Source organism: Inquilinus limosus MP06 (genome assembly GCF_000767795.1).
Lineage (GTDB): Bacteria > Pseudomonadota > Alphaproteobacteria > DSM-16000 > Inquilinaceae > Inquilinus > Inquilinus limosus_E.
In genome coordinates, this window is the sequence record NZ_JANX01000002.1 from 31668 (window position 1) to 57528 (window position 25861).

At 68.1% G+C, this 25861-nt stretch carries 22 protein-coding genes and 2 pseudogenes; 14 read left to right on the top strand and 10 right to left on the bottom strand.

Features of this window, described 5'->3' with window-relative positions; all coding sequences use genetic code 11:
• Positions 1 to 36: 36 nt before the first annotated feature.
• Genes P409_RS35915 through P409_RS00865 form a run of 4 tightly spaced genes read right to left on the bottom strand, consistent with a single transcriptional unit; the run spans position 37 to position 7028 of the window.
• Positions 37 to 408 (bottom strand): hypothetical protein, encoded by a 372-nt coding sequence (locus P409_RS35915; protein ID WP_052119867.1) that lies wholly within the window; start codon positions 406 to 408, stop codon positions 37 to 39.
• Between the two features lie 28 nt (positions 409 to 436).
• A complete protein-coding gene (locus tag P409_RS00855; protein ID WP_034830816.1) occupies positions 437 to 1384 on the bottom strand; it encodes a hypothetical protein in 948 nt (315 codons plus the stop codon).
• A 2-nt stretch (positions 1385 to 1386) separates the two neighbouring features.
• Positions 1387 to 4302, bottom strand: a complete 2916-nt coding sequence (locus P409_RS00860; protein WP_052119868.1) for a WG repeat-containing protein — start codon at positions 4300 to 4302, stop codon at positions 1387 to 1389.
• A complete protein-coding gene (locus P409_RS00865; RefSeq protein ID WP_081991077.1) occupies positions 4287 to 7028 on the bottom strand; it encodes a WG repeat-containing protein in 2742 nt (913 codons plus the stop codon). The genes P409_RS00860 and P409_RS00865 overlap by 16 nt, the downstream gene beginning before the upstream one ends.
• Before the next feature lie 176 nt (positions 7029 to 7204).
• On the opposite strand from P409_RS00865, the gene P409_RS00870 reads away from it, so the two are divergent.
• From P409_RS00870 to P409_RS00900, 7 genes and pseudogenes are all read left to right on the top strand, one after another.
• Complete coding sequence (locus P409_RS00870; protein ID WP_052119869.1) at positions 7205 to 7984, top strand: tetratricopeptide repeat protein; 780 nt, start codon at positions 7205 to 7207, stop codon at positions 7982 to 7984.
• Positions 7985 to 8071: 87 nt separating this feature from the next.
• On the top strand, positions 8072 to 8950 hold the full coding sequence (locus P409_RS37645; RefSeq protein WP_052119870.1) for a J domain-containing protein: 879 nt from the start codon (positions 8072 to 8074) through the stop codon (positions 8948 to 8950).
• A 305-nt stretch (positions 8951 to 9255) separates the two neighbouring features.
• Positions 9256 to 10041, top strand: coding sequence for a hypothetical protein (locus P409_RS00880; RefSeq protein WP_202964509.1), 786 nt, complete (start codon positions 9256 to 9258; stop codon positions 10039 to 10041).
• A 50-nt stretch (positions 10042 to 10091) separates the two neighbouring features.
• Positions 10092 to 11309 carry an adenylosuccinate synthetase gene (locus P409_RS00885; RefSeq protein WP_034830820.1) on the top strand — a complete coding sequence of 406 codons (1218 nt, stop codon included), beginning with the start codon at positions 10092 to 10094 and terminating at the stop codon, positions 11307 to 11309.
• A 119-nt stretch (positions 11310 to 11428) separates the two neighbouring features.
• The gene (locus tag P409_RS00890; protein WP_052119871.1) at positions 11429 to 12481 is read left to right on the top strand and encodes a helix-turn-helix domain-containing protein; all 1053 of its coding nucleotides are present in this window, start codon (positions 11429 to 11431) and stop codon (positions 12479 to 12481) included.
• Between the two features lie 119 nt (positions 12482 to 12600).
• Positions 12601 to 13220: pseudogene (locus P409_RS36785) on the top strand (IS701 family transposase); the annotation flags it as partial.
• Positions 13221 to 13915: 695 nt separating this feature from the next.
• Positions 13916 to 15166, top strand: coding sequence for a hypothetical protein (locus tag P409_RS00900; protein ID WP_052119872.1), 1251 nt, complete (start codon positions 13916 to 13918; stop codon positions 15164 to 15166).
• A 459-nt stretch (positions 15167 to 15625) separates the two neighbouring features.
• On the opposite strand, the gene P409_RS00905 is transcribed toward P409_RS00900, so the two are convergent.
• On the bottom strand, positions 15626 to 16243 hold the full coding sequence (locus P409_RS00905) for an MmyB family transcriptional regulator (protein ID WP_430515613.1): 618 nt from the start codon (positions 16241 to 16243) through the stop codon (positions 15626 to 15628).
• Positions 16226 to 16372 (bottom strand): annotated as a pseudogene (locus tag P409_RS41460) (helix-turn-helix domain-containing protein); the annotation flags it as partial. The pseudogene P409_RS41460 and the gene P409_RS00905, both read right to left, overlap by 18 nt.
• A 166-nt stretch (positions 16373 to 16538) precedes the next feature.
• Here P409_RS41460 and P409_RS00910 point away from each other — a divergent pair.
• The 5 genes from P409_RS00910 (at position 16539) to P409_RS00925 (ending at position 20267) form a co-directional block, all read left to right on the top strand.
• Positions 16539 to 17423 (top strand): SDR family oxidoreductase, encoded by an 885-nt coding sequence (locus P409_RS00910; RefSeq protein ID WP_034830825.1) that lies wholly within the window; start codon positions 16539 to 16541, stop codon positions 17421 to 17423.
• Between the two features lie 116 nt (positions 17424 to 17539).
• Complete coding sequence (locus tag P409_RS00915; protein WP_034830828.1) at positions 17540 to 17827, top strand: hypothetical protein; 288 nt, start codon at positions 17540 to 17542, stop codon at positions 17825 to 17827.
• A gap of 958 nt (positions 17828 to 18785) precedes the next feature.
• Entirely contained in the window at positions 18786 to 18977 is a 192-nt protein-coding gene (locus P409_RS00920; protein ID WP_034830831.1) for a hypothetical protein, read from the top strand.
• A 64-nt stretch (positions 18978 to 19041) separates the two neighbouring features.
• Positions 19042 to 19497: a response regulator gene (locus P409_RS37655; protein ID WP_152613179.1), complete on the top strand. Its 456-nt coding sequence runs from the start codon at positions 19042 to 19044 to the stop codon at positions 19495 to 19497.
• Positions 19498 to 19622: 125 nt separating this feature from the next.
• The gene (locus P409_RS00925; protein ID WP_238578565.1) at positions 19623 to 20267 is read left to right on the top strand and encodes an exopolysaccharide biosynthesis protein; all 645 of its coding nucleotides are present in this window, start codon (positions 19623 to 19625) and stop codon (positions 20265 to 20267) included.
• A gap of 555 nt (positions 20268 to 20822) precedes the next feature.
• On the opposite strand, the gene P409_RS00930 is transcribed toward P409_RS00925, so the two are convergent.
• Positions 20823 to 21245, bottom strand: coding sequence for a hypothetical protein (locus tag P409_RS00930; RefSeq protein WP_152613180.1), 423 nt, complete (start codon positions 21243 to 21245; stop codon positions 20823 to 20825).
• A gap of 280 nt (positions 21246 to 21525) precedes the next feature.
• Between P409_RS00930 and P409_RS00935 the strand changes: the two genes are divergently transcribed.
• Positions 21526 to 21870, top strand: coding sequence for a hypothetical protein (locus P409_RS00935; protein ID WP_034830839.1), 345 nt, complete (start codon positions 21526 to 21528; stop codon positions 21868 to 21870).
• A 121-nt stretch (positions 21871 to 21991) separates the two neighbouring features.
• Here P409_RS00935 and P409_RS00940 read toward each other — a convergent pair whose 3' ends face one another.
• Positions 21992 to 22228 (bottom strand): hypothetical protein, encoded by a 237-nt coding sequence (locus P409_RS00940; RefSeq protein ID WP_034830842.1) that lies wholly within the window; start codon positions 22226 to 22228, stop codon positions 21992 to 21994.
• A 362-nt stretch (positions 22229 to 22590) separates the two neighbouring features.
• Here P409_RS00940 and groL point away from each other — a divergent pair, with 362 nt between their 5' ends.
• The gene (gene groL, locus P409_RS00945; protein WP_034830845.1) at positions 22591 to 24216 is read left to right on the top strand and encodes a chaperonin GroEL; all 1626 of its coding nucleotides are present in this window, start codon (positions 22591 to 22593) and stop codon (positions 24214 to 24216) included.
• A gap of 34 nt (positions 24217 to 24250) precedes the next feature.
• Here groL and P409_RS00950 read toward each other — a convergent pair whose 3' ends face one another.
• Complete coding sequence (locus tag P409_RS00950; RefSeq protein ID WP_152613181.1) at positions 24251 to 24562, bottom strand: hypothetical protein; 312 nt, start codon at positions 24560 to 24562, stop codon at positions 24251 to 24253.
• A 37-nt stretch (positions 24563 to 24599) separates the two neighbouring features.
• A complete protein-coding gene (locus tag P409_RS00955; protein WP_238578566.1) occupies positions 24600 to 25751 on the bottom strand; it encodes a glycoside hydrolase family 130 protein in 1152 nt (383 codons plus the stop codon).
• Between the last annotated feature and the right edge of the window lie 110 nt (positions 25752 to 25861).

Below are 25861 nucleotides of genomic sequence, written 5' to 3' on the forward strand. Positions count from 1 at the left end.
AAGGTCGCTGCGTTCCGCCTCTTTCCAGTCCGCCCGCTACTTGATCATCCCCGCGGCCAGGTCGGAGCTGGCGGCAATGCTGCCGCACATCCGTGCGATGTCGAGGTTCGAACGCTGAGCAAGCTCGGCCAGCGTGTGCTGTTCGCCGGCGGCGAGGACGGTCCCTTGCCGCCCGAGCGCCTCGGCCTTGTCCAACTCCGCCTGCGCCGGCATCTGCGGACGGTTGTTCAGCACCCGGCGGGCATGCTCGATGTTGTCGGCCGTGGCGAACTGCTTCGATCGGCAATACTCCAGCACACCGACCCGGTTGGCGGCCTCGATGGCATAGACATCCATCGGGCCGGCAGCCCGGGCCGGGGCAGCCGTAACGGCGAGAAGGCCCAGGCAGAGCGCGTAACGCAGGATCATGGCGATGCTCCGTTCGGATGATGGCGGCTCAGGGGGCCGGCGCATAGGTGACGGTGGGATTCAGCCGCTTCAGGATCGCCGACTTGGCGGCGTCATCCCCCATCGCGGCGTCTGCGATGTCCGACAGGCGCACCGGCGCCGCCGGCGCGATGGTCACAGCCAGGGGGCGCCTGGGCTTCGGCAGGTCCTGGATCAGGTCGGTCAGCGCCGTCATCGTGTCCGGCGGCAGGACCGACTCGCCGACGATGCGCAGCCGCGCCAGGGCTCCGGCCTTCGCGGCCGCTACGGCGCCCTCGGGATCGGTCGTGCCGTTCGGCAGAGCGGCGAGCATCGGCATCACCGTGAACGCCTCGAACAGCCCCTGATTCTGGAGCCGGAACGAAAACCGGTTCAGCGCGATCCTGGCCAGCGACGCCGCGTCGGGCAGCCGGCGCCAGGGCTCCAGCAGATCCGGGGAGACCCCGGAGAACGTCCCCGTCGCCGAGATGGAGCCGTTGATCTCGTGGCGCAGCGAAAGGTCCGAAACCGTCAGCAGGCCGGTGTCGGGGGCGAGGGCGTAGTCCAGGGTGAAGACGAACGGCCTCACCACCAGCTTGGAATAGTATGCCGTCACCGGGTTCCCACCGGAGATCATGCGGATGCCTTCGGCCTTCACGGACAGCGTCAGGGGCGGCTGTCCTGCGAAGACACGCTGGAAATCGAGCCGGTCCAGGCTCAACGCCTCGACATCCAGGCTGCTGTAGCCGGCCGAGATCCGCAGATTGCCGTAGCGGCAGCCTGCCTTCCCCGCCGGCTCGACGGTGCCGACCGAGAGGGGGGTCTCGGACGCGTCCGGGGCCTTGGCGAGGAGGTCCAGCACCCCGCGGCAGCGCTTGACCGGGTCGGTGGGGACCGAGGCCGCCTCGGCAGGCCGGGCCAGGATGCCGAGGAGCAGCGCGGCCAGCGCCGCCCCGGCGACCGAAGTGATACGAACCATCGTCAGATTCCTCTGCATCGGCTGGGCATCTGCTCGGGCCAGATGCGTGTGTTGCCCGCCCCGTACAGCACCCGGACGCCGCACCGCATGGTGACGCGCGCCAGGGGCCGGCCGGTCGTGTCGATCACCATCGAGGCGTCGGCGGTCGAGGCCACGGCGCGATCGTCCGCGAATGACGAGACCGCGCCGTAGACAGGTGGGATGGCGAAGCGGCCATCCGCCTCGACATAGCCGTAATGCTCCCCGTCGGCGGCGGCATAGGCCAACCCGCCCGCCGGCAGCCCGAGATCGGCGAAGGCCAGCCCCTCGGCCGGCCGGCCCTGCTCGTCGATCCAGGTTGCCTGACCGTCCTCGCGAATCAGAACGGCCCGCCGGTCCCGGAACAGTCCCGCCGAGCCTGGCACCGACAGGGTCGGCCGGCCCCTGGCGTCGGCATAGCGCGTCACCGGCTTGCCATCGGCCGAATCGCGCGCGAGCAGCCATGGCGAGGCCGGAGGCCAGCTCCACTGGCCGGCCGGCAACTCGGCAACCGGCCTGCCTGTCCTGTCGATCAGCCGGTTCGTCCTACCCGTCCGTTGCAGCGCGAGTCCCGACATGGCATCGAAGGTCGAGCCGGACGCGGTTGCCGGAGGGATGCTCCAAATCCCCGCGGCATCGACGTAGCCCTGCTGCGGCGGCTTGACGATCTCCCAACTCCGGCCGATCTGCGAGATCTCGGCACGGGGGTCGTCGTTGACCGGCGTACCGTCGGGCAGCAGCAGCCAGTTCTCCCGGTCGTCGCCGTAGCCGACCGAGGCCAGGATCTTCCCGTCCTCGGCGGCGGTGACGTCCAGCCCCCGCCGGAACGGCACGATCTCGCGGCCGGACGAGTCGACCACCTCGGCCGGGGTCTCGTCGTCATCCGCGCCCGCCGTCGCCGACGCCTCGACACGCCAGAGATGGTCGTTGAGCCGGTGCACCGCGCCGAAGCGGGCCGGCAGCGCCCAGCGGCCCTGGCCGTCGATGACGCCGACCTGACCGGGGCCGAGGGAAGCGACAGCCAGGCCATCGGCGAAATCGCCGATGGCCCGGAACCGCGGCGGCACGACGACCCGGCGGGAGGCGATGTCGTAAAGCCCCCATGGCGCGTCCTCGGCGGCGGTCTCGTGGAAGCGCACGACGCCCGGCCCGGCGACCTCCGCCTCGAACACGTCCGGCAGGGGCGAGAGCTTGCCGCGGCGATCGAGCAGCCGCGACACGCCGTCCCGGTAGGCCAGCGCATAGCCGAACCGGAAGGGGCCGATGTGATCCTGGTCCGGGGCGAGCAGCGGCTTGCCGGCCTGGTCGAGCAGGCCGGTCCCTTCGGCCGTCTCGACGGCGAAGCGCAGCCCATCGGCCGGCACATCCCGGGTCTCGTCGTCGAGCGGCACGACCTTCTGCCAATGCGGCTTGAGCACGAGGTCGCCGTTCGAGAGCAGCAGCCCGGCGCCCTCGGCGCATTGGCAGTGGTTCTGCCCGATCACGGCGATCGCGGTCGGCGGAACGCTGCGGCCGGGCGAGTTGCGAAGGGGCTCGACCGCGTAGTTCGCGAGCGTTGCCGCCGCCTTATCGCCGAGGACGGCCCGACCTTCGGGGTCGATGATCGCGACGGGCGTGCCGTAGTCGCCCCACAGCCACAGCCGGCCCTGGACGGCTTCGGCCTTCGCGACACGGGCCAGCCAGGCCGGAGGGTGCGCCCCGCCGATCCACTGGCCCCGCGGGGCCAGGATACCGGCGATCCGGTCCTCGCCGCCGTCGCCCGGCTCCGGCGGCGCCGCCCGGAAGAAGAGGAAGCCGGTATCGTCGTAGGAGGATACCGGCTCCAGCCCTTTCGGCACGACGACCGGCTTGGCCAGCCCCGGCACGTAGACCTCCAGCCCGGCCGCCGTCGTCAGCAGCAGATAGCTTCCCTCTTGCCTGAGATCGTCGGCAGCGGACCGGTCCAGCTTGCGCAGCACCTCCCCGGCGGCGCCCAGCAGGTCGAAGCCGGCGTCCTCCTGGCCGTCGGCGGCCAGCCAGAAGCCGGGGCCGAGGGGCTGGACGCGCCAATAGTCCCGCGCGATGACCGATCCATCGGGGCGGATCAGCACGGTGCCGTTGGCCACGCCGAGCCGGCCCGCCGCCATCGGAGCGTCGATCTCGTCATATTCCGGCTCCAGACGCCACCGTCCGGCGCCATCCGCCAGCCCGTAGCGGCCGTCTGCGGCGGCGGCGATGAACAGGTCCTCGCCGAAGCTCTGCACCGGCTTGACACCGTCGACGGCATAGCGGCGCTCGCCGGTCGGCAGCAGATAGGCCGGCTTGTACTGGATCTGGACCAGACCGGGATCGCCGTCCTGGAGGAAGATCCGGGCGACGTCGTCGCCGAAGGCCGGACCGACCGGCTTGCCGGACCGATCGATCAGCCGGAAGCGGCCGTCCTGCATCACGGCCGCGAGCCCCAGCGTGGTGAAGGGGCCGGCCCAGTCGAAGCGAGGCGGCAGGGCCCATTGGCCCTGCGGGTCGAGATAGCCCCACTTGCCGCCGTCGCGGGCAGCGGCGCGGCCGCCATGGAAATCGTCGACGCTCTCGAAGCGCGGCGGGATGGCCAGGCGACCGTCCCGGTCCAGGAAGCCCCAGCGATGCGCGCCCAGGGCCGGATCCGCGGCGACGTCGTCGATGTCCTGTCCGGGCGGCGGCAGGAGGACCGCCGCCCGCCCCTCCCGCAGGTCGTGGATGCAGAGATTGGCGGCCAGGGGGCGGTCGGCGTCGAGGGACATCTTCGTCGCCAGGTCGTAGTAGGGCGCCTCGAAGCAGGGCGCCTCCTGCGCCGCGGCGGCGGCCGTCGCCGCGGCCAGGGCGGCCGCGCAGAGAATGATGGCGGCCGGGAGGCGGCGAAAGTGGATCATCGCGTGGGGCATGACCGCTTCTGCTTGGGCCAGATCTGGGCGCTCTTGCCGTCGGCCACCACCGGACGGCCGCAATGCAGCAGGAACCGTGCGACCACGCGGCCCGAGGCGTCGATGAACTGTGGCACGCCCTTCTCGGAGACGAGGGCGCGGCCGTCGCTGAAACTGGTCGCCCATTCGTACCGGGGACGGATGACGAAGCGGCCGGTCCGGTCGATATAGCCGTAGGCCTGGCCCGACCGGCTGGACTGCATGGCGAAGGCGCGGTCGCCTTCCATCGGGCCCAGCCTGTCGAAATAGGCGCCGATCACGCGTTTGCCGCCGGCGTCGAGGAACCCGTATTTCTCCTCCGGGCTCTTGAACGGCACCAGCCCGCCGCGGGCATCGCTCGTCTCCACGGCGTATCGCCCCGGCAGGCGCAGGATCTCGGCGCCGTCGAGCGCCATCAGCACGGTTTCGTCCTTGTCCTCGTCGTTGCGGACCAGTCGCCCCATGCCGGCCAAGGGCGACGCGTCGGCCAGTCCCGCCGGGCCGGCCTTGCCGTCCTGGTCCAGCAGGACGCTGCCGCCATCGACGGAGGCGCTGGCGAGACCCTCGGGCTGCACGAAATCGATGGCGCTGACATAGCGCGGCGGGACGCGCCATTCGCCCCGGCTGTCGATCGCGCCGTAGCGGTCGTCGAAGCGGAGGACGATCCAATCCCCCGCCATCTCCGTCCGGTCGGGCGCGGCATCGCTCCGCAGCAGGACCTTGCCGGCCCCGTCGACCAGCGCGGCCCCGCCCGACGCCGGCTTGATCAGGAAGCGGTTCGCCGCCAGGCGCTCCGGCTTGTCGCGCAGATCCTCGCCGATCTCCCCGCCCGCGGCGACCGAGGCCAGGCGGTACACGCTCTCGGGCCCCCCTCCCGGCCTCAGCGGCTTGCTGCTCTGGGCCACGTAGACGCCGTCGTCCAGCCGTTCCGGCTCGCCGTAGCCGGCGATGCGGGGCGGGATCACCCACCGGCCCTGCCGGTCGAGCACGCCCCAGGCCTCCGCCTGCCGCGCCAGGGCGTAGCCGCCATCGAAAGGCTTGATCTCTTCCAGCGTCGGCTCGACCAGCACCTTCCCGGCCTCGATGTCCCACAGGCCCCAGCCCACCGAACCGCCCTCGGCCCGCCGCGAATAGAGGAGGCAGCCCGACGAGATGTCCTGCGCCTCCTCGATCACGCTGCGCGGCACGTCCCGCCGCCGGCCGTGTCCGTCGATCAGGACCGGGCGGACGGCCTCGCCGCCCTGGTCCCTGGCCACGGCGTATCCGCCGCCGAAGCCGCTGAGCCGCTCCAGTGTCGGCGGGACCACCCAGCCGCCGTCGCCGTCGATCGCGCCATAGGACCCCTTGACCGTCTGGACCCGGAGAAGCAGGTCGCCCCGGCCGCCTGGTCCGATGTCATCCCAGTCGGGGTTGGTGACGATCCTGCCCTTGGCCGTCAGGATTCCTCCGGGCGCGCGGTAGTCCTTCGGCAGCAGCGTCGCAAACGGCAGCGGCAGGGCGTCGGCCGCACCCGCCGCGTCGCCATCGGAGACGGGATAGGCGCTATAGCCGTTCAGCGCCTTGACCGTCGCGTCGTCGAGCAGCGGCCGGCCGTCGCGGTCCAGGATCTGCACCAGGGTGGGCCCGCCGTCGGACGCATCGGACGGCTCGCTTATCCAGAGCACGTCGCCATGCGCCTCGATCTCGGGATGATCGGCCGGGACGGCCCTGATCTCCGCCTTCGCCCCGATCAGCAGCACGGCGTCGTCGGCCGCCAGCGCGCTCCAGCGGCCGAACGACACCAGGCTCGGATACTGCCCGAGGTCACGGACGACCGCCGCCTTGTCGTCGAGGATCTGCTGGGTGCCGTCCTTCGTCGTCGCCAGCCACGTGCCGGGCATCAGCAGTTCCACCGAGCGATAGCCGGTCCCGGACAGCGGCTTGCCGGCAGCATCGACGAACCACCAGCCATCGTCGTGGTAGATCGCGACCGTGCCGCCGTCGGACCGCGGGGCCATTGTGCTGCCGAGAACCTCCGGGGCGATCGCCCACCGGCCGGACTCGTCCAGATACCCCCAGCGCCCGCCGTATTTCGTCTCGCGCCGCTGGGCCGGGACCAGCCCGCCCTGGGGCAACCCTACATCCATCACGTCCTCCGGCAGGTCCCGGGCCAGGCCCGTCGCGGCGTTCCACAGGAGCGGCGCGACGGGTACCAGGATGCTGGCCAGCGGCTGCCCGGGCTCGAAGCCGTAGCGGCCCAGGCGCCAGCCCGGGGGCAGGGTCCTGACCGTCCGGCCCTGGCGGTCGATCAGCAGATGCCGGCCGTCGGATTCGACGATCGCGGTGCCGTCGCCGTTGAAGGACGTCGCCCCCTGGAACCTCGGCTCGATCACCCAGGCACCCTTCGGGTCGATATAGCCCCAGAGCCCCTTCACCTGCACCGCCGCCAGACCGTTGGAGAACCCCTCGGCGTCGTCGAAGGCCGGCTCGACGACCATCCGGCCCGAGGCGTCGAGATAGCCCCATCGGGGCGGGCCGTCCTCCCGCTCCGGCCCGATCTGCACCGCGGCCAGCCCTTCGCTGTAGGCCCAGTTACAGGCCGACCTGCCGAGGGCGTCGGTGCAGTCGTACCCTGGCCCGGCGGAGCGCGCCGGGGCGGGGCCAATCACAAGCAGGATGGCGGCCAGCGCCACGGCCGCGCCGTCCCGGCTCCTCCGTCCAGGGGTCATCCGTCCTCTTCCCGATGTCAACAGGACCCGCGCCGGGGCGGGCACCCGCGCCAGCCCACCAGATCTAGCCCAACAGGCACAGGCCCCAGGAAGGAAAAGGTGCCTGTCCATCCCATTTCGGGCACAGGCCGTCCCAGACCCTTCCCGCCCGCGCCTCCGGGCGCTATGGCAGCGGCATGTCTGTGATTGTCGATCGGCTGCCGCTGCCGGCCCGGACCGGATCGGCGACGCGCCGACACGCCGCCGTCGTCCTGGCCACCGCCCTCATGCTCGTCGGAGGCGCGACCCCGGCCTTCTGCTCCCCTCTCGACGACGCGCAGGCTGCCCTCGATGCCGGCGACTACGAGAAGGCCCGGTCGCTGTGGCTGCGCCTGGCCGAACAGGGCGACGCACGGGCGAGCTACGGCATGGGCCTCCTCTACGAGGGTGGCGACGGTGTCGACATCGACGCCGCCGAAGCAGCGCGCTGGTACCGCAAGGCCGCGGATCAGGGCTATGCCCCCGCCCAGGAGAGGTTGGGGGGCTTCTATCATTTCGGACTGGCCGCGACGCAGGACGACGCCGAAGCCGCCGCCTGGTATCGCAAGGCGGCCGACCAGGGCCTCGCCGAAGCCCAGTACGACCTGGGCATCCTGTATGAGCAGGGACAGGGTGTACCCCAGGATCCGGCCGAGGCCGCCCGCTGGTACCGCCGTGCCGCCGATCAGGGGTACCCCAAGGCCATGGGCGGCCTGGGCCTCCTGTATCTCGACGGGACCGGCGTGCCGAAGGACGCCGTCGCGGGCCTGACGCTGATCCTCCTCGAACGCAGGCTCGGCGACGAGATCGAGCGCGATGTCACCGATGAACTGCTGGCGCAGATCGAACGCCAGCATCCGCTTTCGCAGCAGCAGCGTGACCGGGCGGCGGCCGCCGCCCGCCAGTGGCATCCGGGCAGCCCGCTTCCCCTGCCCTGACCTCCGGAGACGACTGCCATGCGCGCGTCGCCTTTCTAATTATTCTCATATTGAGATTAAATGAGATCACCGGTTCCGGAGGATCGCATGCGCGACGTCACCGTCCTGACCGCCGAAGACATCCTTGGCATCGCCGAGGACACCCCGGGGCGGCTGTTCACCGGCGACCCGGATGCTGCGAGGCGGGAGTATCACGCCCTCGCCATACGCTGGCATCCGGACCGTTGCGGGGAGATCGAGGCGGGCCGCGTGTTCCGGCATGTCGCCGCCCTCTATCGCGCGGCCGGTCGCAGGCTGCGCGACCGCGCCTGGCGGACGCCTGGCGTCGTCGAGTTCGAGGACGAGGAAGGCCGGCGCTTCCGGCTGCGTTTCCTCCGGCAGAAGGGCTTCGAGCTGGGCGAGATGTACATCGGCCGCCGGACCATCGCCTTCGCGGTCGCGCATCAGCACCGGGATCTCTTCGACAACGCCCTCGGGGCGATCGGCTCCTTCACCTTCGGCTCGGACCGGATGCGCGACGAGATCGCGCGCTGCCAGCCGGAGACCGTCCGGCACCTGCGGACGGCGGACCGCCTGGTCCTGGTGGTCCGGAATCCTCCCGACATGGTCCTGCTCGAGGATCTCGTCGCCCATCTCGGCGGCACGATCGACCCCAGGCACGCGGCCTGGATCGTCAGCTCGCTGGAAAACCTCGCCTGCTATCTCGGTTACGCCGGCATCGTCCACAACGCGATCGGCCCCGCGACCTGCTTCGTCTCGTCGGCGGCCCATGTCTGTGCCCTCCTCGGCGGCTGGTGGTACGCCGCGCGGGTCGGACGGCCGCTCGTGGCAGTCCCCGCGCGCACGATCGACCAGGGACCGGCCGACCTCGCCCGGACCGGGATCGGGGATCCGCGCACGGACCTCTACCTGATCCGGCCACCGGCCGCGAGATCCTGGACGATCCGGGCGGTGCCCGCCTGTTGAGATCCCCCGAAGTCCCGAAGCCTTTCGCGGATTTCCTCGTCGATCCGCCGGCCGGGACGGCCGTCGCCGACTACGAGCGCTGGCAGTCCGCTTTGACGGCGGCCTTCGGCGCACGCCGCTTCGTCCCGCTCGCGATCGAGCCGGACGCGATCTATCCCGCAACGGAATGAAAGGAGACATCATCATGGGTGCTGGCCGCTGGGACGGAGTGGGCATCCTTCTCATCCGCGACCGCTGGCAGGCCGACATCGGCCATCTTCAGCCGCAGCCGGATCGCCGACGACCTCGACCCACGGCGGATCACCGTGCGCGAATCCCGCGACTCGCCGGACAACCCGAACTCCACCGCCATCATTGTCGGCCTTGATGTCACCGGCTCGATGGGCGTCATCGCCGACAACCTGGCCCGTACCGGGCTCGGCACGCTGGTCGGCGAGATCCTCGACCGCAAGCCGGTGCCGGATCCCCATATTGCTTTCATGGGCATCGGCGACGCCTGGTGCGACCGCTACCCGCTCCAGGTTACGCAGTTTGAGGCGGATATCCGCATCGCCGCCACGCTCAAGGACCTGTATCTGGAGAAGGGCGGCGGAGGGAACAGCTATAAATCCTACAACCTGCCCTGGTACTTCGCAGCCAGGCACACCTCGATCGACTGCTTCGAGAGGCGCGGCCGAAAGGGCTACCTGTTCACGGTCGGCGACGAGGAGGCCCCGCCGGTCCTGCTGGCGAGCCACATCCGCGAGGTCATCGGCGACGAAGCGGCCCGCGACATCTCCACCCCCGACCTCCTGGCAATGGCGTCGCGGACCTACAACGTCTTCCACTGCGTCATCGAGCAGGGCAGCTACGCCAGCGCCTGCCTCGACAAGGTGCTCGACAGCTGGCACGCCGTCCTCGGCCAGAGAGTGCTCCGCGTCGGCGACTACGACCGGCTGCCCGAGGTGATCGTCTCGGCGATCGAGGTCACCGAGGGCCGCGACCACAGGGACGTCGCCAGGAGCTGGCCGGGCTCGACCACCCGTGTGGTCGGCCGGGCGATCGCCAACCTGCCGGCCGCCTCGCCGGGAACCGGCATCGTCCGGTTCTGACCCCCATGGCCGCCGCCGCTCCGGCGGCGGCCCCTTCCTCGGAAAGACCGATGAAAGCCTATGCCGTGATCGGCGCGGGGTTCGGGGACGAGGGCAAGGGCCTCGTCACCGACCATCTCGTGGCCAGGCTCGGAGCCGACACCCTGGTCGTCCGCTTCAACGGCGGCGCCCAGGCCGGGCATACCGTCACCCTGCCGGACGGCCGCCGGCACGTGTTTAGCCATTTCGGGAGCGGCAGCCTGCTCGGCGCGCCGACATTCCTCAGCCGCTTCTTCATAGCCAACCCCACCCTCTTCGCCGCGGAGCGCCAGAGGCTCACGGCGCTCTCGATCGCGCCGGCGGTCCTCATCGACCCTCGATGCGTCGTCACCACGCCCTACGACATGGTCCTGAACCAAGCGATGGAGCGGCCGCGGTCGGGATCGCGCCACGGGAGCTGCGGCGTGGGGATCGGCGAGACGGTCGAGCGCAGCCTGCACCCCGGATTCCGGCTGACCGTCGCCGACCTGGCCGACGAGGCCCGGGTCCGGAACCGCCTGGAGGCCATCCGCCGGAACTGGGTCCCCGCGCGGCTCGCCACCCTGCGGCAGGTGATGCCGGCGGCGGACCTCGGCGCCGACCGCGAGGTCGCGGCCTTCCTGGCCTCCGACCTGGTGGTCGAGCGGACAATGGCGGATATCGCAGAGTTCCTGCGCCACGTCTCGGTCGCGGCGGAGCCGCCGGGCCTGTCCGGCCGGCCCCTGGTCCTGGAAGGCGCCCAGGGCCTGCTGCTGGACCAGGATCTCGGCTGGTTCCCGCATGTCACCCGGTCGCACACGGGACTGCGCAACGTGGCCGCCCTGGCCCGGGACTGGCGCCTCCGGTCCATCGAGCCGATCTATGTCAGCCGGGTCTATGCCACCCGCCACGGCGCCGGCCCCCTGCCCCACGAGACGGCCGGAATCCCGGGCCTCCGCTTCGAGGACCGGACCAACGTCCCGCACCCCTATCAGGGCGCGATCCGGCTTGCCCCCCTCGACCTTGACCTCGTTGCCGACGTCGTCCGCCGCGACCGCCTGCTGGCCTCGCTTCCGTCCGGCGTCGCGGTGACGCCCCGGCTCGTCGTCACCTGTGTCGACCAGCTCGACCGGCCGATCCCGCATGTGGACCGGGGCGAGATCGTCGAGGCCGGCCCGGAGACGGTGGCCCGCCGGCTGGCCGACCGGGTTGGGACCGGCCTCCTGGCGATCGGCGCCGGCCCGACCTGGGCCACGATGACCCTCGCCTGACGCATGGCAGGGCCACGCGACGGCGGGGCCGGATCTGGGATCAGATACCTAGACACCGCGATGCATATCCTTTTAGAAACATTGCTCGGAAGGGGCGCTCGATCAAGGAAGGCTGCCGCATGGACGAGCCCTTCGAAGGTCTGACCTATCGGTTCACCACGAAGATCGCGAAGCCCCGGGAGCGGTTCGATGCGTGGCGATCCGACGTCGGCGCCCTGTTCGACATCTCCGATCTCGACGGCGAGGACGTGTCCTACGACTCGCAATTCGGGTTCACGCTGCTGGACCAGATGATGTTCGGCGGCCGCGACTGGCTTCGCCCCGCCTCCCCCGTCACCCATGCGATGAGCCGGGACCCGCGGAAGATCCGCACGGACGGGCTGGACCACTACTATCTCCAACTGCAGATCAGCGAAACCCTGCGCGGGCAGGCGGGGGACGCCTCCGTCCATGTCGGGCCGGGCGACTTGTGCCTGCTGGATCTGGCAGCGCCCTTCGCGCTCGAGGTCACCACCGGCAACACCATCTGCATGGTGATCCCGCGCGACATGCTGCCGGCCGGCGTCGCCAGCCTGCACGGCCGATCCCTGCGGGGCGGGCTGGGAGGGCTGCTGGCCGACCATCTCCACTCGCTGCGGCGGCACCTGCCGGGTCTGACGCGGGCGGAGGCGCCCTATGCGATCCAGGCCACCAAGACCATGCTCCTGGCCTGCCTGATGCCCACATCGGACACCCTGGCGCAGGCCGGGAGCGAACTCGACGCCGCGCTTGTCGGCCGGATCAGGCGGTACATCGACGAGACCCTCATGTCCCCAGACCTCAGCCCGGACCGGATCTGCAGGGAGGTTGGGATCTCCCGGTCGAAGCTGTACCGTCTGTTCGAGCCGACCGGCGGCGTCATGCGGCTGATCCAGCGCAAACGCCTGCGCCGAGCCCGCCAGGCGCTGGCGAACCCGCTGGAACCGAGAGCCCGTATCGGAGATGTTGCTTGGCGCCACGGCTTCGCCAACGAGAAACATTTCAGCCGGCTCTTCAAGACGGAGTTCGGCCACTCGCCCAGCGAGATCCCGGCTCTCGACCAGGAGGCGGACGGCCCTTCCGCGGTGGAAGATCGGGGAACGGACGAAGGGCATCGCAGCTTCGGCGACTGGCTGCAGGTCTTCATGTCATAAATGCGGCATCGGGCATGCTCCGGATGCGCCTCGTCCTTCTTCTGATCCTGGCCGCCTTGGGCACGGCCTCCGCGGCGCCCTCGGCTGCCCTCTCCTTCCATTGTGCCGGGCTGCGTTCGGCGGCCGACAGTGTCCATGGTGTGGCCGCACTCGAGATGACGCTGCGCCGGGCCGGCAAGGGCTATGTGCTTGGCGTCAATGCCAACCATCGGTTCAGCCCTGGACTTTGGAGATCTCGGTTACCGGTGAGGCCAAGGACATTGCCGCGACGTTGTCCGCCGACCTTTGGCAACGCCTCTCCGCGGCCCCCGGAACCAGGGGAGAAAGGCTCTACGACTGGGCCTACTGCCCGCTGGCCGACCTCGATGCCGAGGAATACGACGCGCCGGCACCCGGGCTCTGGACCCGCGCCCTGTTGATCCATCGCAGCATCGACGGCGAACTCGCCTATTTCACCACTTGGTGCCCCAAGGACACGCCAGTCGAGACCCTGGTGCAGGTCGAAGGCACGCGCTGGCGCATCGAGGAAGGCTTCGAGACCACCAAGAACGAGTTCGGCCTCGGCCACAACGAAACCAGATCCTGGCATGGATGGCACCGGCATGTGTCCCTGGTCATGCTCGCCTACGTTCTCATGGCTGTCGTTCGATTCAAGGCGAACACCATGACGCCGAAAACACCGCCAGCGTCGCGGCAAAGCTCATCCGCTGGTCGATCCAGGAGATCCGACGCCTCACCCTCAGCTGGCTCAACGCCGCATTCCGATCCCCATGTCCTCGCATGGTCTAGCTTCCGCCGTACCCACCAAGCCGCTGCCCGAGAGGCTCATCTCAAGCGATCCCTTCCCCTCCTCTCCGGGCCCACCAGTCTCGCAACAAAGCCCCTGATCGCGGCGCTGGATCCCCGCCGGCGATGACGCACCGATGACGGCGACGCCCAGCGCCGCGCCGATCTGGACGGTCGAGATGATGCCCCCCAGGCCAGCCCGGCATGGCGGGGGTCGACGCCGCCGATCACCGCCTTGATCACCGATGGCATCACGATCCCGAAGCCGATCCCGGCGCAGGCCAAGCCTGGCCCGCCGGCCCCGGGCAGGAGCCCCGCGACGGCCACGATCACCGCGCCGAACCCCAGCACCTGGAGCGCAAAGCCCAGGGTCAGCGTGCGGGGCCCGAAATGGCGCGTCACCTGCGACGACGCCAGAGAGACGGCGAAGAACCCGCCGGCGAAGGGCAGCGTGGGATATCCGGGTTGACGCGGGTGCTGACAGGTCTCCGTTGACGCGATGTGCGTGCCAGCCGTACGGCTGCGCACATGCCAGCACGGCGCCGGCCGTCTTGGCCGAACAAGACCGAAGATGGCGGTCGCGCCCCTGCCCGGCCGAGCGGATAACCGGCGGTTAGCGACATCGCGCTGCTTACAGAGGATGCTTCGATGATGGCTTCGTTCGAGACCTGCACCGGTCCAGTGCGGCGCCGGGTGCGGGCTGCGGCCGTGCTCGGCGGCGCGCTGGCCCTCCTGGGCGCAAGCCCGGCCTGGACCGCCGAGCGCATGGTCTACAGCGGCACGCTGGGCACGGCGCAGGTGGTGATGGAGCTGTCCTCCTCCGAAGACAGCCAGCGCGTCACCGGCCGCTACTTCTACCTGCGATACGGGATCGATATCCCGCTGTCCGGCACGCCCGGCGCGCTGGCGGAGGCGATCCCCCTCGCCGACGAGTCCGAGGGGGGCAACGCTCCCGTGTTCGAGGATGCCGGAACCGGCAAGCCCGCCGTGGTCTGGGATGGCCGGCTACATGGCGCCCGGCGCGATCGATACGAGGGGCAGTGGCGGGATGCGCGCAGCGGCAGGACCCTGCCCTTCGCGCTGCGGCGGGTCGCGGCCTACGACCCGGACGCGGCGGCGCCGGACAGCGTCGAAGCGGCGACGATCAGCATGGCCTCGGCGCCCTACGATTTCCTGCGGATGCAGGTGCCGATGACCGCGGGGGCGGAGGTCCGGCTGGGGCCCGTCGCTTACCGCATGGTCGTCGATCCGCGGACGCAGTTCGCCTATCCCCGCCTGACCCGGCACCCTGACCCGGCAGTCATGGCCCGTGCCAACGCCATCCTGGAACAGCGGCACTGGCACATGAGCGTGGAGGCCCTGGCCTGCAAGGGGACTCTCTACACCTCGACCGGTCCCGCCGCCGGCACGCTCGGCGGCTTCGACAACGAGTCCATCTCGGTCGAGTTCCTGTCGCCCACCCTGATGAGTGTGGCCGAATCGGGCAGTACCGATTGTGGCGGCGCCTATCCCAACAACCACTTCGACCCGTTCACGCTAGACCTGCGGCACGGCGGATATCTCGACTTCAACCGCCTGCTGGATGCCGGGGTACGCGACGAGTACGGCAAACTCGATCCCAGCCCTGCCCTCGCCGCCTTCATAGACCGGCACCCGGCGTCCAGACAGGGCGATCTCGATGACAACTGCGGCGGAGAGACCCTGAAGGACTACCTAGCCCTCTATTTCCAATCCAGTGACAAGCTGGCCCTCGCCGTCTCCGACATCCCCCACGTCATGGGGGCTTGCCTCGGCCCGCAGATCGCGGTCCCGGTGAAGGATCTCGGCACGCTGCTGAAGCCGGAAGCGGCGCGGTACTTCCCGGACCTCGCGCTCCCGGCGATGAAGGCGGACGGCTAAGCAGCCTCCGGCAGACCGAACGCCTGCGCCACCAGCTCATAGGAGAGGATCCGGACGGCGTGGTCGTGAAGCGTGCTGGCAATCATCTCCTCGCTGGCCATGACTTCGCCAGGAACGGATGCGCCCTAAGCGGCCATCGCATTAGCGCCTCGATACCGGACAATGTTCGAAGCCGCAGGATCCGACCCTTCCCGGCTAGCCCGGCCCGACGAGGATGCCCGAAACCGGCCATCGCAATCCGCTCCCCGAAGCGGATCTGGCGGCTTCGACCCTTGATGGACAACCCAGCCTGCTGCGGCTATCCGGCCATCGACAGATCGCGCCCGCACCGCGCCGGATACTGCTCCCATCCGCGATGTCGGACTGCCGACGACACGGTATGTGCGCGAGCAGACGGATCCGGCGATGCTTGCAGCCTCGACACTTCGCGGCAGTCGCGCCGGCCGCTCGGAGCACTGATCATATCCCCTCGCCTCCTGGCGTCGAGCCGATCTGCGATCTGATCTTCTCCGCATCCGCCGGCGTCGCCCGATTGTAGACCACCATGCTGAGATCCGTCCGGCCGTCGACCGAAAAGGCCGAGTATTCAAAGGCCAGGGGGCCGAGAACCGGGTGGCGTATATGCTTGACGGCTTCGCCATCAGCACTGCGAACATCGTTGTCGCGCCACATCGTCCAGAACTCGGGACTGAGCCGGCAGAGCTCATCGACGAGAGGCCCCACCTCCGCCGCGGCCCCTGCACGCGCTGCGCCGACACGGAACGCGCCCACCACGTGGCGCGCCACGCTCTCCCAGTCGCACTGCACGGCGCGGGCACGCGGGTCGAGGAAGATGATGCGCAGGACATTGCGCTGATGCGGCGGCAGGGAGCCATAGTCGCCCAGCATCACGGTGGCCGCCCGATTCCAGGCGAGCACGTTCCAGATCGCCGTCCGAATGAGCGCCGGGCTCGGGTCCAACGCGTCGAGGACGCGTTGCAGCCGGGGCGTGACGCCTTGGTTCTCCTGGTAACGGACCTCGGGCAGGCGCCCGAGGCCGAGCAGGAAAAGATGTTCGCGCTCCACCGCCGTCAGCATCAGGGCGCGGGCGATCCGATCGAGCACATCGGCCGAAGGGACGCCGCCGCGGCCCTGTTCGAGCCACGTGTACCAGGTCGGGCTGATGTTGGCGCGCTGTGCCACCTCCTCGCGGCGCAGGCCCAGAGTGCGGCGGCGCTCCGACGGAAAGCCGAGAGCGGCCGGGTCGAGCCTGGTGCGGCGGTCGCCGGGTGCTCGCTCGTCCTGTTAGTCATCTTACTATGATAAAGACACTACTTTACCAGAATAGACCCTGCACCGAGATTTGTCTCCAGCGAAGCCTGGAGACCTTCTCATGCGTGTTTTCGTTACCGGTGCAACCGGATTCATCGGTATGCCCGTCGTCAAGGAACTCATCGCCGCCGGACATGAAGTTCTTGGCCTGGCGCGTTCGGAGAAAGGGCAAAAATCCCTGGCCGCCATTGGCGCGGATGTTCTTCGCGGTTCACTTGAAGACCTCGACGGCTTGCGTCAGGGCGCAAGCGCTTCTGATGCCGTCATCCACCTGGCCTTCATCCACGACTGGTCGAACTTCGCGGAGAGCTGCGAGATCGACCGCCGCGCCATTGAAGCCTTGGGTTCCGTTCTGGCTGGCTCCGACAGGCCCCTCATCGTTACAGGGGGGTTGGCGGGATTGGCCAGGCCCGGTCAGGTTGCGACCGAAGATGGCGTGATACCGCCGGATTTCCCATTCCCCCGTGTTTCGGAACAGACGGCTCTATCGCTGCAAGGCGTCCGCGCCTCGGTCATGCGCCTTCCCCAGGTCCACGACCCGCTCAAACAGGGTCTCATCACCCCGGCGATCGAGGTGTACCGCGAAAAGGGTGTCTGCGCCTATGTCGGCGACGGGCTCAATCGCTGGCCGGCGGCGCATGTTCTCGATGTCGCGCGTCTTTACAGGCTGGCGATCGAAAAGGCTGAGCCGAACGCAAAATATCACGCCGTCGCGGAAGAGGGTGTCTCGATGCGCGATATCGCCGAAGCCATCGGCCGGCGCCTGAAGCTGCCGGTCAAATCCATCGCCCCGGAAGAGGCCCAGGCATTCTTTGGCTGGCTCGGCCGGTTTGCGTCATACGATATGCCGGCGTCCAGCACGCAGACGCGGAAGCGACTCGGGTGGGAACCGACGGGACCCGGGTTGATCGCCGATCTCGAACAACTGCGCGTCTCCGATAGCTGACGATCGCAGGAACGATGCGCATGTTTCTGGCTTAGGACGAATCCACATTCAGCGCAGCCAGAGCATGATAGCGGCGAGATGAATGTCGATTCGTCCTAGTCTTCGCCACCCTGGCGATGGGCGGGTTCGCCTCGGGTTTCCTCAACCCGATCCTGTTCGCCGTGATGTTCGAGCGCATCCCCAAGCCCTTGATCGGCCGCGTCACGTCGATGAGCACCGCGCTCTGCTGGACGCTGATCCCGTTCGGTGGGCTCTTCGGCGGCGCCTTGACCAGCGGCATCGGTCTGCCCGCTGCGCTGCTGCTGACTGGGTCGGCCTATCTCGCGGTGACGCTGTTCCCGCTGGCACGCAAGAGCTTCCGCGGCTTAGAAAAGCGACCGATCGCGGGCGCCAGCTCATCGTGAGCTAGCGTCTGGATCTTCGCTCCTGATCAGCAGCATCGTTTAAATAGGCCGGGCCGCACGGCAGGTTCCACTGTTGCTGATTGGACCCGACTGGACGGCGCCATCTGCGGCCATCGTGCCCTCGCCCCGATACCGGACATCGACCGAACCCGTGGGATTGGCTTCGCTCGCGGCCTACCGGGCCGGACCAACACGCCGGAAACCGGCCATCGCCAGTGGGTACCCGAACCGGTCATGACCGCACGCGAACCCAAAGCGGTCCCCTGTCGCGAGACGCTTTCGATGATCCCTCTGAGCAATGCAGCCGTTCAGCAGCTGCCCTCAAAAATCGAGTATAATGCTCAACTTCCCGTTCTTTCATGAACTCGTTCAAGGCATCAACCACAGCCTCCCAGTCTCCGTCCTCAATCCGGCCGCGCTTGGCGAGATACCCGCTGAAGACGAGCTTCTGCTCAGGGGCCCACTCAAGCGTCTTCTTGAATATCTTGTTGAATCTGGAAAAGGCGTCGGCGTGTCCCTCTCATCGTTGCCGTCCATGGCGGCCAGCGCCTGCAAGATCGCGGCCTCGCACTCTTCGGCGTCCGACCGGAGTGCATCGACGCGGCTCCCGTCCGTCGCATCCTCGCTATCGAGTGGTCGCAACGGCCGACGGCAATGCGTGATCCAATGCCGGTCGGTTGCGCGGCAGCCCTGCTCCTGCCGCAGCATAGGCCGAGAGCCCTCACCGGCTCGTGCGTTAAAGCAAAATCTCCCAATGCGCCCTGCCGAGGGGCGTCAAAGGCCCGAGAGCTACCGGCGAGCTGCTGACGCCCCTTCGCGACAGCGAGTTGCATCTCTCGCGCATCGGCGTACACTCATCAGCATCGTCAGCAGCGACCCTTCGGGCGTTGGCGACTGAGAGATTCGTTCGCAATATGGGTGAACGCGCGCTCCCGCCTGAGCGGCAGAGGAGTGGGCGATGTTCGCCTCCATCATATACTGGCGCGAGAAGGTTGAAGAGACCGCGTTCGAATCCGCGCTCAGACTTAAGCAGTCGGCCGAAATTGAGGCGATCAGCAGAGATCTGATAGCTCGCAGTCAAGAACGGATTGCAGCCAGCCGTGACCTTCTGGTAAGGATCTCAGATCGCATAAAATACCAGTTTGATTGATCCGCGGCGCTCAACCGAGCGAGACCAGGCGCTAGTCAGGATTTTACTGAATATTAGGTGCTTATTGGCGAACTACTGGTGCCGATCCTCCGTTCTCTGGTGGACGGGAAGAGGCGGAGAACGGACAGTCATAGATCAGCGAACATCGGGCGCTCATATCCTCCTCGTCGAGGACAGTTGGATCGTAGCCTGTCAAATTGAAGCAATCGTCCTCGAAGCCGGGTACACCGTGGTTGGGCCGACCGGCTACCTGGCCGAGGCTATCGAAATAGCCTCGACAGAGCAGATTGCGGCCGCGCTGCTCGACATCGAGATTAGCGGAGGTGACCACACATATCCTGTCGCGGAGGCATTGATGGCCCGAGGCATCCCGTTCGCATTCATAAGCTCTCGCCCTCGACGGGAGATTGACCCGGTGTACCGGGACCTGCCAAGCATCGGTAAACCCTTCCGTCCCGCGGCGCTCCTAGCAACGCTCTCCGAGCTGGTCGGCGACCACGGGATCAACATAGGTCGATAAGTCCTGCAGCAGTTTCCCGAGCATGCCTGAGATTCGGCCGGTCCTGATTGCTTGGCTCGGCCGAAGGGCCCCAAAGCTGCCTCACCTCAAACTCCGGATATTGGGTGAGGCCCCGATCACTCGCTGTGATCGGATTGACCCTCGGCACCAGAGCTTTCGGATATCCTGCCGGTGAAATGACGCCCCGGATCCCGACCTCCGCCCTCCTCGATGGCCTGCTGCGCGAGGCCGATGCCGAGCGCGTGACGCTGCGCTGGCTGGTGGACCAGTTGGGCGATCGCTCCTTCGGCCTAGTGATGCTGCTGCTGGCTCTGCTCGGGGCGATGCCGGGCGCATCCGCCATCGTCGCCCCGCTGCTCGCCATCCTGGCGGTGCAGATGATGTTGGGCCATGCCGGACCGGCCTTCCCCCAGCGCGTCGCCGAGCGCAGCGTGCGGACCGAGGGGCTGGCGCGCACCCTCCGCCGCGCCGTGCCGGTTTTGCGTGCCATCGAGGCTTTCATCCATCCGCGCTGGCCGACGCCGTTCGAGACGACCAAGCGCGGGGTCGGGCTGGTGGTGCTGCTGCTCGGCGTCCTGCTGCTGGCGCCGATCCCCCTGAGCAACATTCCGCCCGCCCTGGTGACCGCCCTGCTCGCCATCGCCTATCTGGAGGAGGACGGGATTCTGCTCTCCGTTGCCCTCGCGGCCTCCGCCCTGCTGCTCGCCATCGCCGCCGGCGTCGTCTGGCAGACGATGGGTGAGCTGGGCTGGGTGCGGGGATTTTTCTAGAAGCGGCCACAAGCTCGCTCCACACTCACCGCAGTGAAGCAGCCAGAGATGCTCGAGCTCATTCGAGCCTGGATTCAACCGTTCCGGACAGCGCCGCCAGACAGGGGTGCGCAAATGGTCATAGAGCCGGCGTTCCGAGATGGCGTATCGCGGCGGCTGCGGCTCGACTGATGGCGAGAGCGTGCGGGCCCCGCGCATTCGATGCAGAGGAGATCGGGTCGACCTCGGTCATCGGGCATCTTAGACCGGAATCTCAAGCCCGACAGAAAACATCCTGCAGCCCTCGCCCGAGCCGCGCGCCAACTTCCCAGTCCAGCCCCGCTGCAACTCTGCAGCCATCGACAGCCCGCCCATTTGACCTACGCCGCGCAGCGGACATTGTCCGAACCGGCTATCGTCGGCGCTGCTCAACCGGCTTGGCGTACCGACGGGCGCCACATCCGGACATTGCCGTGACTCCTTCAAGCCGGACCTGGCTCGGCGACCTTGCGCAGATCTCGCGACATATCTGTCGGGAAGGGCCGGCGGTCGGGCAGAACTGTGCGAGCGAAGGCACTATAGGAGGCCGACCACTCTCAACAGGAGCGCCGCCGCAACCGCCGCAAGCACCAGAACGGCCAGTGCACCCCCGCTCCACCGGCCGGGGGCGGGCGACTGAGTTCCGGGCAGCGGGGCACGACGGGCCGTCCTCGGCTCCACACTGGGCAGGAGCGAAGCTAGGCGAGCCGCGATGGCCATGATCTCGCCGCTCGACCGATCGGCTTGTGCCGTGCCGGTGATGATCTCGGCCAGCTCAAGCACGGCTGCGTCCCGTGGCTGCCCGGCCAGCCGGCCTGCCGTGACCCAGGGATCGCCACCCAGGCGGCCCAGCATGGAGACCACGCTCAAGGGCATGCCGTTGGATTCCGCCCCGACATCGGCGAACAGAAACGCATTCAGATTCGACTGGCGCAAGCGAAAGACGTCGGTGTCGGGCATGTCCAAGTCGCACCTCGTGGGGATATATGACGTGATGGCCACACGCCAAAAATCAAGAGCAAGACACGTCAGAAGCATCGAAATATCGACCTCTGCGCCATTTTGGCCAAGATGAGAATTAAGGCCGAATTTTGATTGAGAAGGCCGTCGGATGATCGGATCAGATCGATCGAAATTTGGCGATCGACGGCGCCGAAAAAATAAATCCCGGACAACATCTAGGACATGATAGTTTGGCGAGTGAGGGAGATTTGCCTCTCTCCGAACGAAAGCACAATCCATGAAAACCCCCGAATGGCTTAAACCGGCGCTCTACGGCGCCGTGTGCGGTGCTGTCGTGCTCGCCGTCATCGGTTTCGGCTGGGGTGGCTGGGTCACCGGCTCCTCGGCCCAGCGCATGGCCCAGGACCGGTCCAAGACGGATGTCGTGGCCGCATTGTCGCTGATCTGCATCGACCAGTCGAAGCGCGACCCGCAGCTGACGGAACGGATCGCGGAGCTCAAGGCGGCATCGACCTACAGCCGCGGCGACCTCGTGGTCAAAGCCGGCTGGGCGACGATGCCGGGCGGAACGACCGCCGACGCCCAGGTCGCCAAGGCCTGCGCCGCCCAACTCGCCAGCTAGGCCGGATGCAAGATCGGCCGCAACGCGGGTCGCGGACCCGGAGCCCGTCCATCGCCGGCCAGGCGCCGGCGATGGGCGAGATGGGCAGCCGCGTGCCGGTCGGTGTAGGCCCCAGGCCGGATCAGCGGCCGTCTGATCGGCGCGGGGCGCCGGAATCGCGCTCGGCCGAACGCGACAGCTCATGCTCCGGCACCATCCGCTCCTCGCTTCCGCGCACGCTGCGGACCCGGTAGAGCGGACCGGACGTGTCGCTGGGATAATGGGCGAGCACCTTGAACGCCCCGTCCCCGGAGTGTCCGGACAGCGATCGGCGGGAGACCTGCACGACGCTGCCGATGGCGAATTTGTAGTCCTTCATGGGTGATGCTCCTGGCTGTTGGGATGGCTGGCGGCGAATGCCGCTATCGCGGATGGGACCGGGCCGGACCCGGCCCGCCGCATGCCTGCGCGGAATTGTCGGAGTGAGCGGGGCGGGTCGCGAACTCACCACCGCCCATCAATGTCGGGAAGATATTGCTCAAATAAACAGAATTCGAATATAAAATCAAACCATAATATTATTCTGATAACCAATATAATTTATTGAATTTGTCGATGCTGATTCCCATATCTGCGAGATATAGAATTTAGCAGCTGCTTCCATGGCAAGCCCTTGGATGCGCCGGCCGGATCGATGCCGGGCCGCAGCAGGGCGTTCAGCATCATCGCAAGGACCAGGACATGCCGGCCAAAGACGTCAAATTCAGCACCGATGCGCGCGACCGGATGCTGCGCGGCGTCGAGATCCTGGCCCGGGCGGTCCAGGTCACGCTCGGCCCGAAGGGGCGCAACGTCGTGCTCGACAAGTCCTGGGGCGCGCCGCGCATCACCAAGGATGGGGTGACGGTGGCCAGGGAGATCGAGCTGGCTGACAAGTTCGAGAACATGGGCGCGCAGATGGTGCGCGAGGTCGCGACCAGGACCAACGACCTGGCCGGCGACGGCACCACCACCGCCATCGTCCTGGCCCACGCCATCGTCCGGGAAGGCGCCAAGGCGATCGCCGCCGGTCTGAACCCGATGGACATCAAGCGCGGCATCGACCTGGCCGTCGCCGCGGTGGTCGAGGAGGTCGGCAAGCGGGCCAGGACGATCTCGACCAATGACGAGATCGCCCAGGTCGGCACCATTTCGGCCAATGGCGAGCGTGAGATCGGCGAGATGATCGCCAAGGCGATGAAGAAGGTCGGCAATGAGGGCGTGATCACGGTCGAGGAGGCCAAGAGCTTCGAGACCGAGCTCGATATCGTCGAGGGCATGCAGTTCGACCGCGGCTACATCTCGCCCTACTTCATCACCAACGCCGAGAAGATGATCGCGGAGCTGGAGACCCCCTACATCCTGCTGCACGAGAAGAAGCTGCCGAACCTGCAGTCCTTCCTGCCGCTGCTCGAGGCCGTGGTCCAGGCCGGGCAGCCGCTGCTGATCGTGGCGGAGGATGTCGACGGCGAGGCGCTGGCCACCCTGGTGGTCAACAGGCTGCGCGGCGGGCTGAAGGTCGCAGCGGTCAAGGCCCCGGGCTTTGGCGACCGTCGCAAGGCAATGCTCGAGGACCTCGCCATCCTGACCGGCGGCCAGGTCATCTCCGACGATCTCGGCATCAAGCTGGAAAACGTCACCCTCGACATGCTGGGCCGGGCCAGGAAGGTCGTCATCTCCAAGGACGAGACGACGGTGGTCGATGGCGCCGGCGCCAAGACCGACATCGAGGGCCGCTGCAACCAGATCCGGGCGCAGATCGAGGAGACCACCTCGGACTACGACCGCGAGAAGCTGCAGGAGCGCCTGGCCAAGCTGGCCGGCGGCGTCGCCATCATCCGCGTCGGTGGCGGCAGCGAGATCGAGGTCAAGGAGCGCAAGGACCGCGTCGACGACGCGATGCACGCGACCCGTGCCGCGGTCGAAGAGGGTATTGTCGCCGGCGGCGGCGTCACCCTGCTCTATGCCAGCCGCGTCATCGACCAGTTGAAGCCGGAGAACACCGACCAGAAGGTCGGCATCGACATCGTCCGCCGGGCCCTGCAGGCGCCGGTGCGCCAGATCGTCGAGAATTCCGGCGGCGACGGATCGGTGGTGGTCGGTAGGCTGCTCGACAGCCAGGACCACAATTGGGGCTACGACGCCCGGAAGGGCGAATTCACGGCCATGCTCAAGGCGGGCATCCTCGACCCGGCCAAGGTGGTGCGGATCGCGCTGCAGAACGCCGCCTCGATCGCCGGCCTGCTGATCACGACCGAAGCGATGGTGGCCACGCGGCCGGATGCCGCCGGCCCGGAGGCTCCGAACGGCGGAGGCATGGACTTCTGAACCCCGCCGCCCCGGGACTGGCGTCGAAGCAGCGTCAGGGCAGGACGCCGACGAACACCCGCCGGTAGCCGCTGATCAGATCCACGGCGGAAGTCGCCGCGGCCCGGCTGAGCTGCTCCGCCCCGGCGTCGCGCTCGCGCTCGACAAGCTGCACCAGCTCCTGGAACCGGCGATGCGCGATCGTCGCCGGGTCGATCCCGGCCCTGTCGTGCAGCATAACGAAACCGGGCTGTGGCAACTCTTGGGCCAGGACCCGAAGCAGGTCGAGCAGCTTGGCACCAGTGTCGACGCGGTGCCACCGGTCTCCGTCCCAGACCGAGATCGTCGGCCGGATTTCCATCTGCATCATGCATCTCCGTGTCTTGTCATGAGCGGCCGCGGCGTCAGCCCTCCATCGCCGCCAACAACGCCGCGATCTCGGTCGTCGCGAGGGTAGAGAAGGTGTCGGAGACCGCGTAGGGCAGGACGATCTGATCACCGTGCCGCATCGCCCCGCAGGTGTAGACGACGTTGGGCACATAGCCTTCGCGTTCCGACGGCTCGGGCCTGACCAGCGGCTCGCGCGACCGGGCGAGAACCCTGGAGGGATCCTGCTTGTCGAGCAGAACCGCCCCGATCGAATACCGCCGGACCGGCCCGACGCCATGGGTCAGCAGCAGCCAGCCCTCGTCGAGCTCAATCGGCGATCCGCAATTACCAATCTGCACGAACTCCCACGGAAACCGCGGCTTAAGGATGAGCCGGCCGCCTTCCCAGACATGCAGGTCGTCGGACCGGATCAGATACAGGTTCTCGTTGTCCTGCCGCCCAATCATGGCATAGCGGCCGTCGAGCCGGCGGGGAAACAGGGCCATGCCCTTGTTGCCGGCGGCGTCGCCTCGCAGTGGGACCATTCGGAACGAGACGAAGTCGGTGGTCTCGAGCATCTCGGACCGGATCCCAAGGCCGCTATAGGCAGTGTAGGTGGCGCGGAAGACCGTGCGGTCGCCCTCGTCGAATGCCACGAACCGGGCATCCTCGATGCCATGCGCCTGGGAGTCCGTGACGGGAAAGATCACCCGCTCGCTGATGTCCTCGTCGGGCGCGAACACCAGCTCGACCTCGTCGCCGCGCTGGCCGGACACCCGCCGCTGCACTCCGGGAACGGAGGCGAGGCGGGCCGACGGGTCGATGGCCAGGCCGCCGTCCACCGCGATCGTGCCCGACCGGAACGTCAGTGACGAGATGTGCCCTTCCCCGACGGCGCGGAGGCTGAGGATGAAGCGGCGCCCACCCTCCGGCGCGCCAGACTGGTCGGGATGCGGCACGATGCTGGGATTGAACAGCGCTGCCGCCTCGAAGGCGTATTCCAGCAGGAAATAGGCGCCGACCAACTGGCGCTGCGTCTCGGTGAAGCGGGCATGGGGCGCGAAAGCGCCCTCCATGTCGTCCGCCCGGGCCTCGAACCGCTCCAGCAGGCGGCGGTGGCGGCCTTCGAAATTCGTCAGCACCTCGGCCAGATGGTCGGCCGCCGCCTCGGGCTCCAGCGCCAGCACCCGGTCGACGATGTGGTTGGCGCGGGACTTGTCGCCGGGATTGAGGTCGCGAGGCTCGACCGCCGGCTTGAACGGGCGAACGACCACGCGGGAGGGATCCGGGCGCAGAT

Bases quoted from the DNA above. Each gene is read 5' to 3' on its own strand.
- P409_RS00855 (WP_034830816.1), bottom strand. From the start codon at position 1,384: ATGGTTCGTATCACTTCGGTCGCCGGGGCGGCGCTGGCCGCGCTGCTC.
- P409_RS00870 (WP_052119869.1), top strand. From the start codon at position 7,205: ATGTCTGTGATTGTCGATCGGCTGCCGCTGCCGGCCCGGACCGGATCG.
- P409_RS00915 (WP_034830828.1), top strand. From the start codon at position 17,540: ATGGGCGGGTTCGCCTCGGGTTTCCTCAACCCGATCCTGTTCGCCGTG.
- P409_RS00910 (WP_034830825.1), top strand. From the start codon at position 16,539: ATGCGTGTTTTCGTTACCGGTGCAACCGGATTCATCGGTATGCCCGTC.
- P409_RS37645 (WP_052119870.1), top strand. From the start codon at position 8,072: ATGCGCGACGTCACCGTCCTGACCGCCGAAGACATCCTTGGCATCGCC.
- P409_RS00890 (WP_052119871.1), top strand. From the start codon at position 11,429: ATGGACGAGCCCTTCGAAGGTCTGACCTATCGGTTCACCACGAAGATC.
- P409_RS00940 (WP_034830842.1), bottom strand. From the start codon at position 22,228: ATGAAGGACTACAAATTCGCCATCGGCAGCGTCGTGCAGGTCTCCCGC.
- P409_RS35915 (WP_052119867.1), bottom strand. From the start codon at position 408: ATGATCCTGCGTTACGCGCTCTGCCTGGGCCTTCTCGCCGTTACGGCT.
- P409_RS00935 (WP_034830839.1), top strand. From the start codon at position 21,526: ATGAAAACCCCCGAATGGCTTAAACCGGCGCTCTACGGCGCCGTGTGC.
- P409_RS00905 (WP_430515613.1), bottom strand. From the start codon at position 16,243: ATGCTGACGGCGGTGGAGCGCGAACATCTTTTCCTGCTCGGCCTCGGG.
- P409_RS00885 (WP_034830820.1), top strand. From the start codon at position 10,092: ATGAAAGCCTATGCCGTGATCGGCGCGGGGTTCGGGGACGAGGGCAAG.
- P409_RS00930 (WP_152613180.1), bottom strand. From the start codon at position 21,245: ATGCCCGACACCGACGTCTTTCGCTTGCGCCAGTCGAATCTGAATGCG.
- P409_RS00865 (WP_081991077.1), bottom strand. From the start codon at position 7,028: ATGACCCCTGGACGGAGGAGCCGGGACGGCGCGGCCGTGGCGCTGGCC.
- P409_RS00900 (WP_052119872.1), top strand. From the start codon at position 13,916: ATGATGGCTTCGTTCGAGACCTGCACCGGTCCAGTGCGGCGCCGGGTG.
- P409_RS00920 (WP_034830831.1), top strand. From the start codon at position 18,786: ATGTTCGCCTCCATCATATACTGGCGCGAGAAGGTTGAAGAGACCGCG.
- groL (WP_034830845.1), top strand. From the start codon at position 22,591: ATGCCGGCCAAAGACGTCAAATTCAGCACCGATGCGCGCGACCGGATG.
- P409_RS00950 (WP_152613181.1), bottom strand. From the start codon at position 24,562: ATGCAGATGGAAATCCGGCCGACGATCTCGGTCTGGGACGGAGACCGG.
- P409_RS00860 (WP_052119868.1), bottom strand. From the start codon at position 4,302: ATGCCCCACGCGATGATCCACTTTCGCCGCCTCCCGGCCGCCATCATT.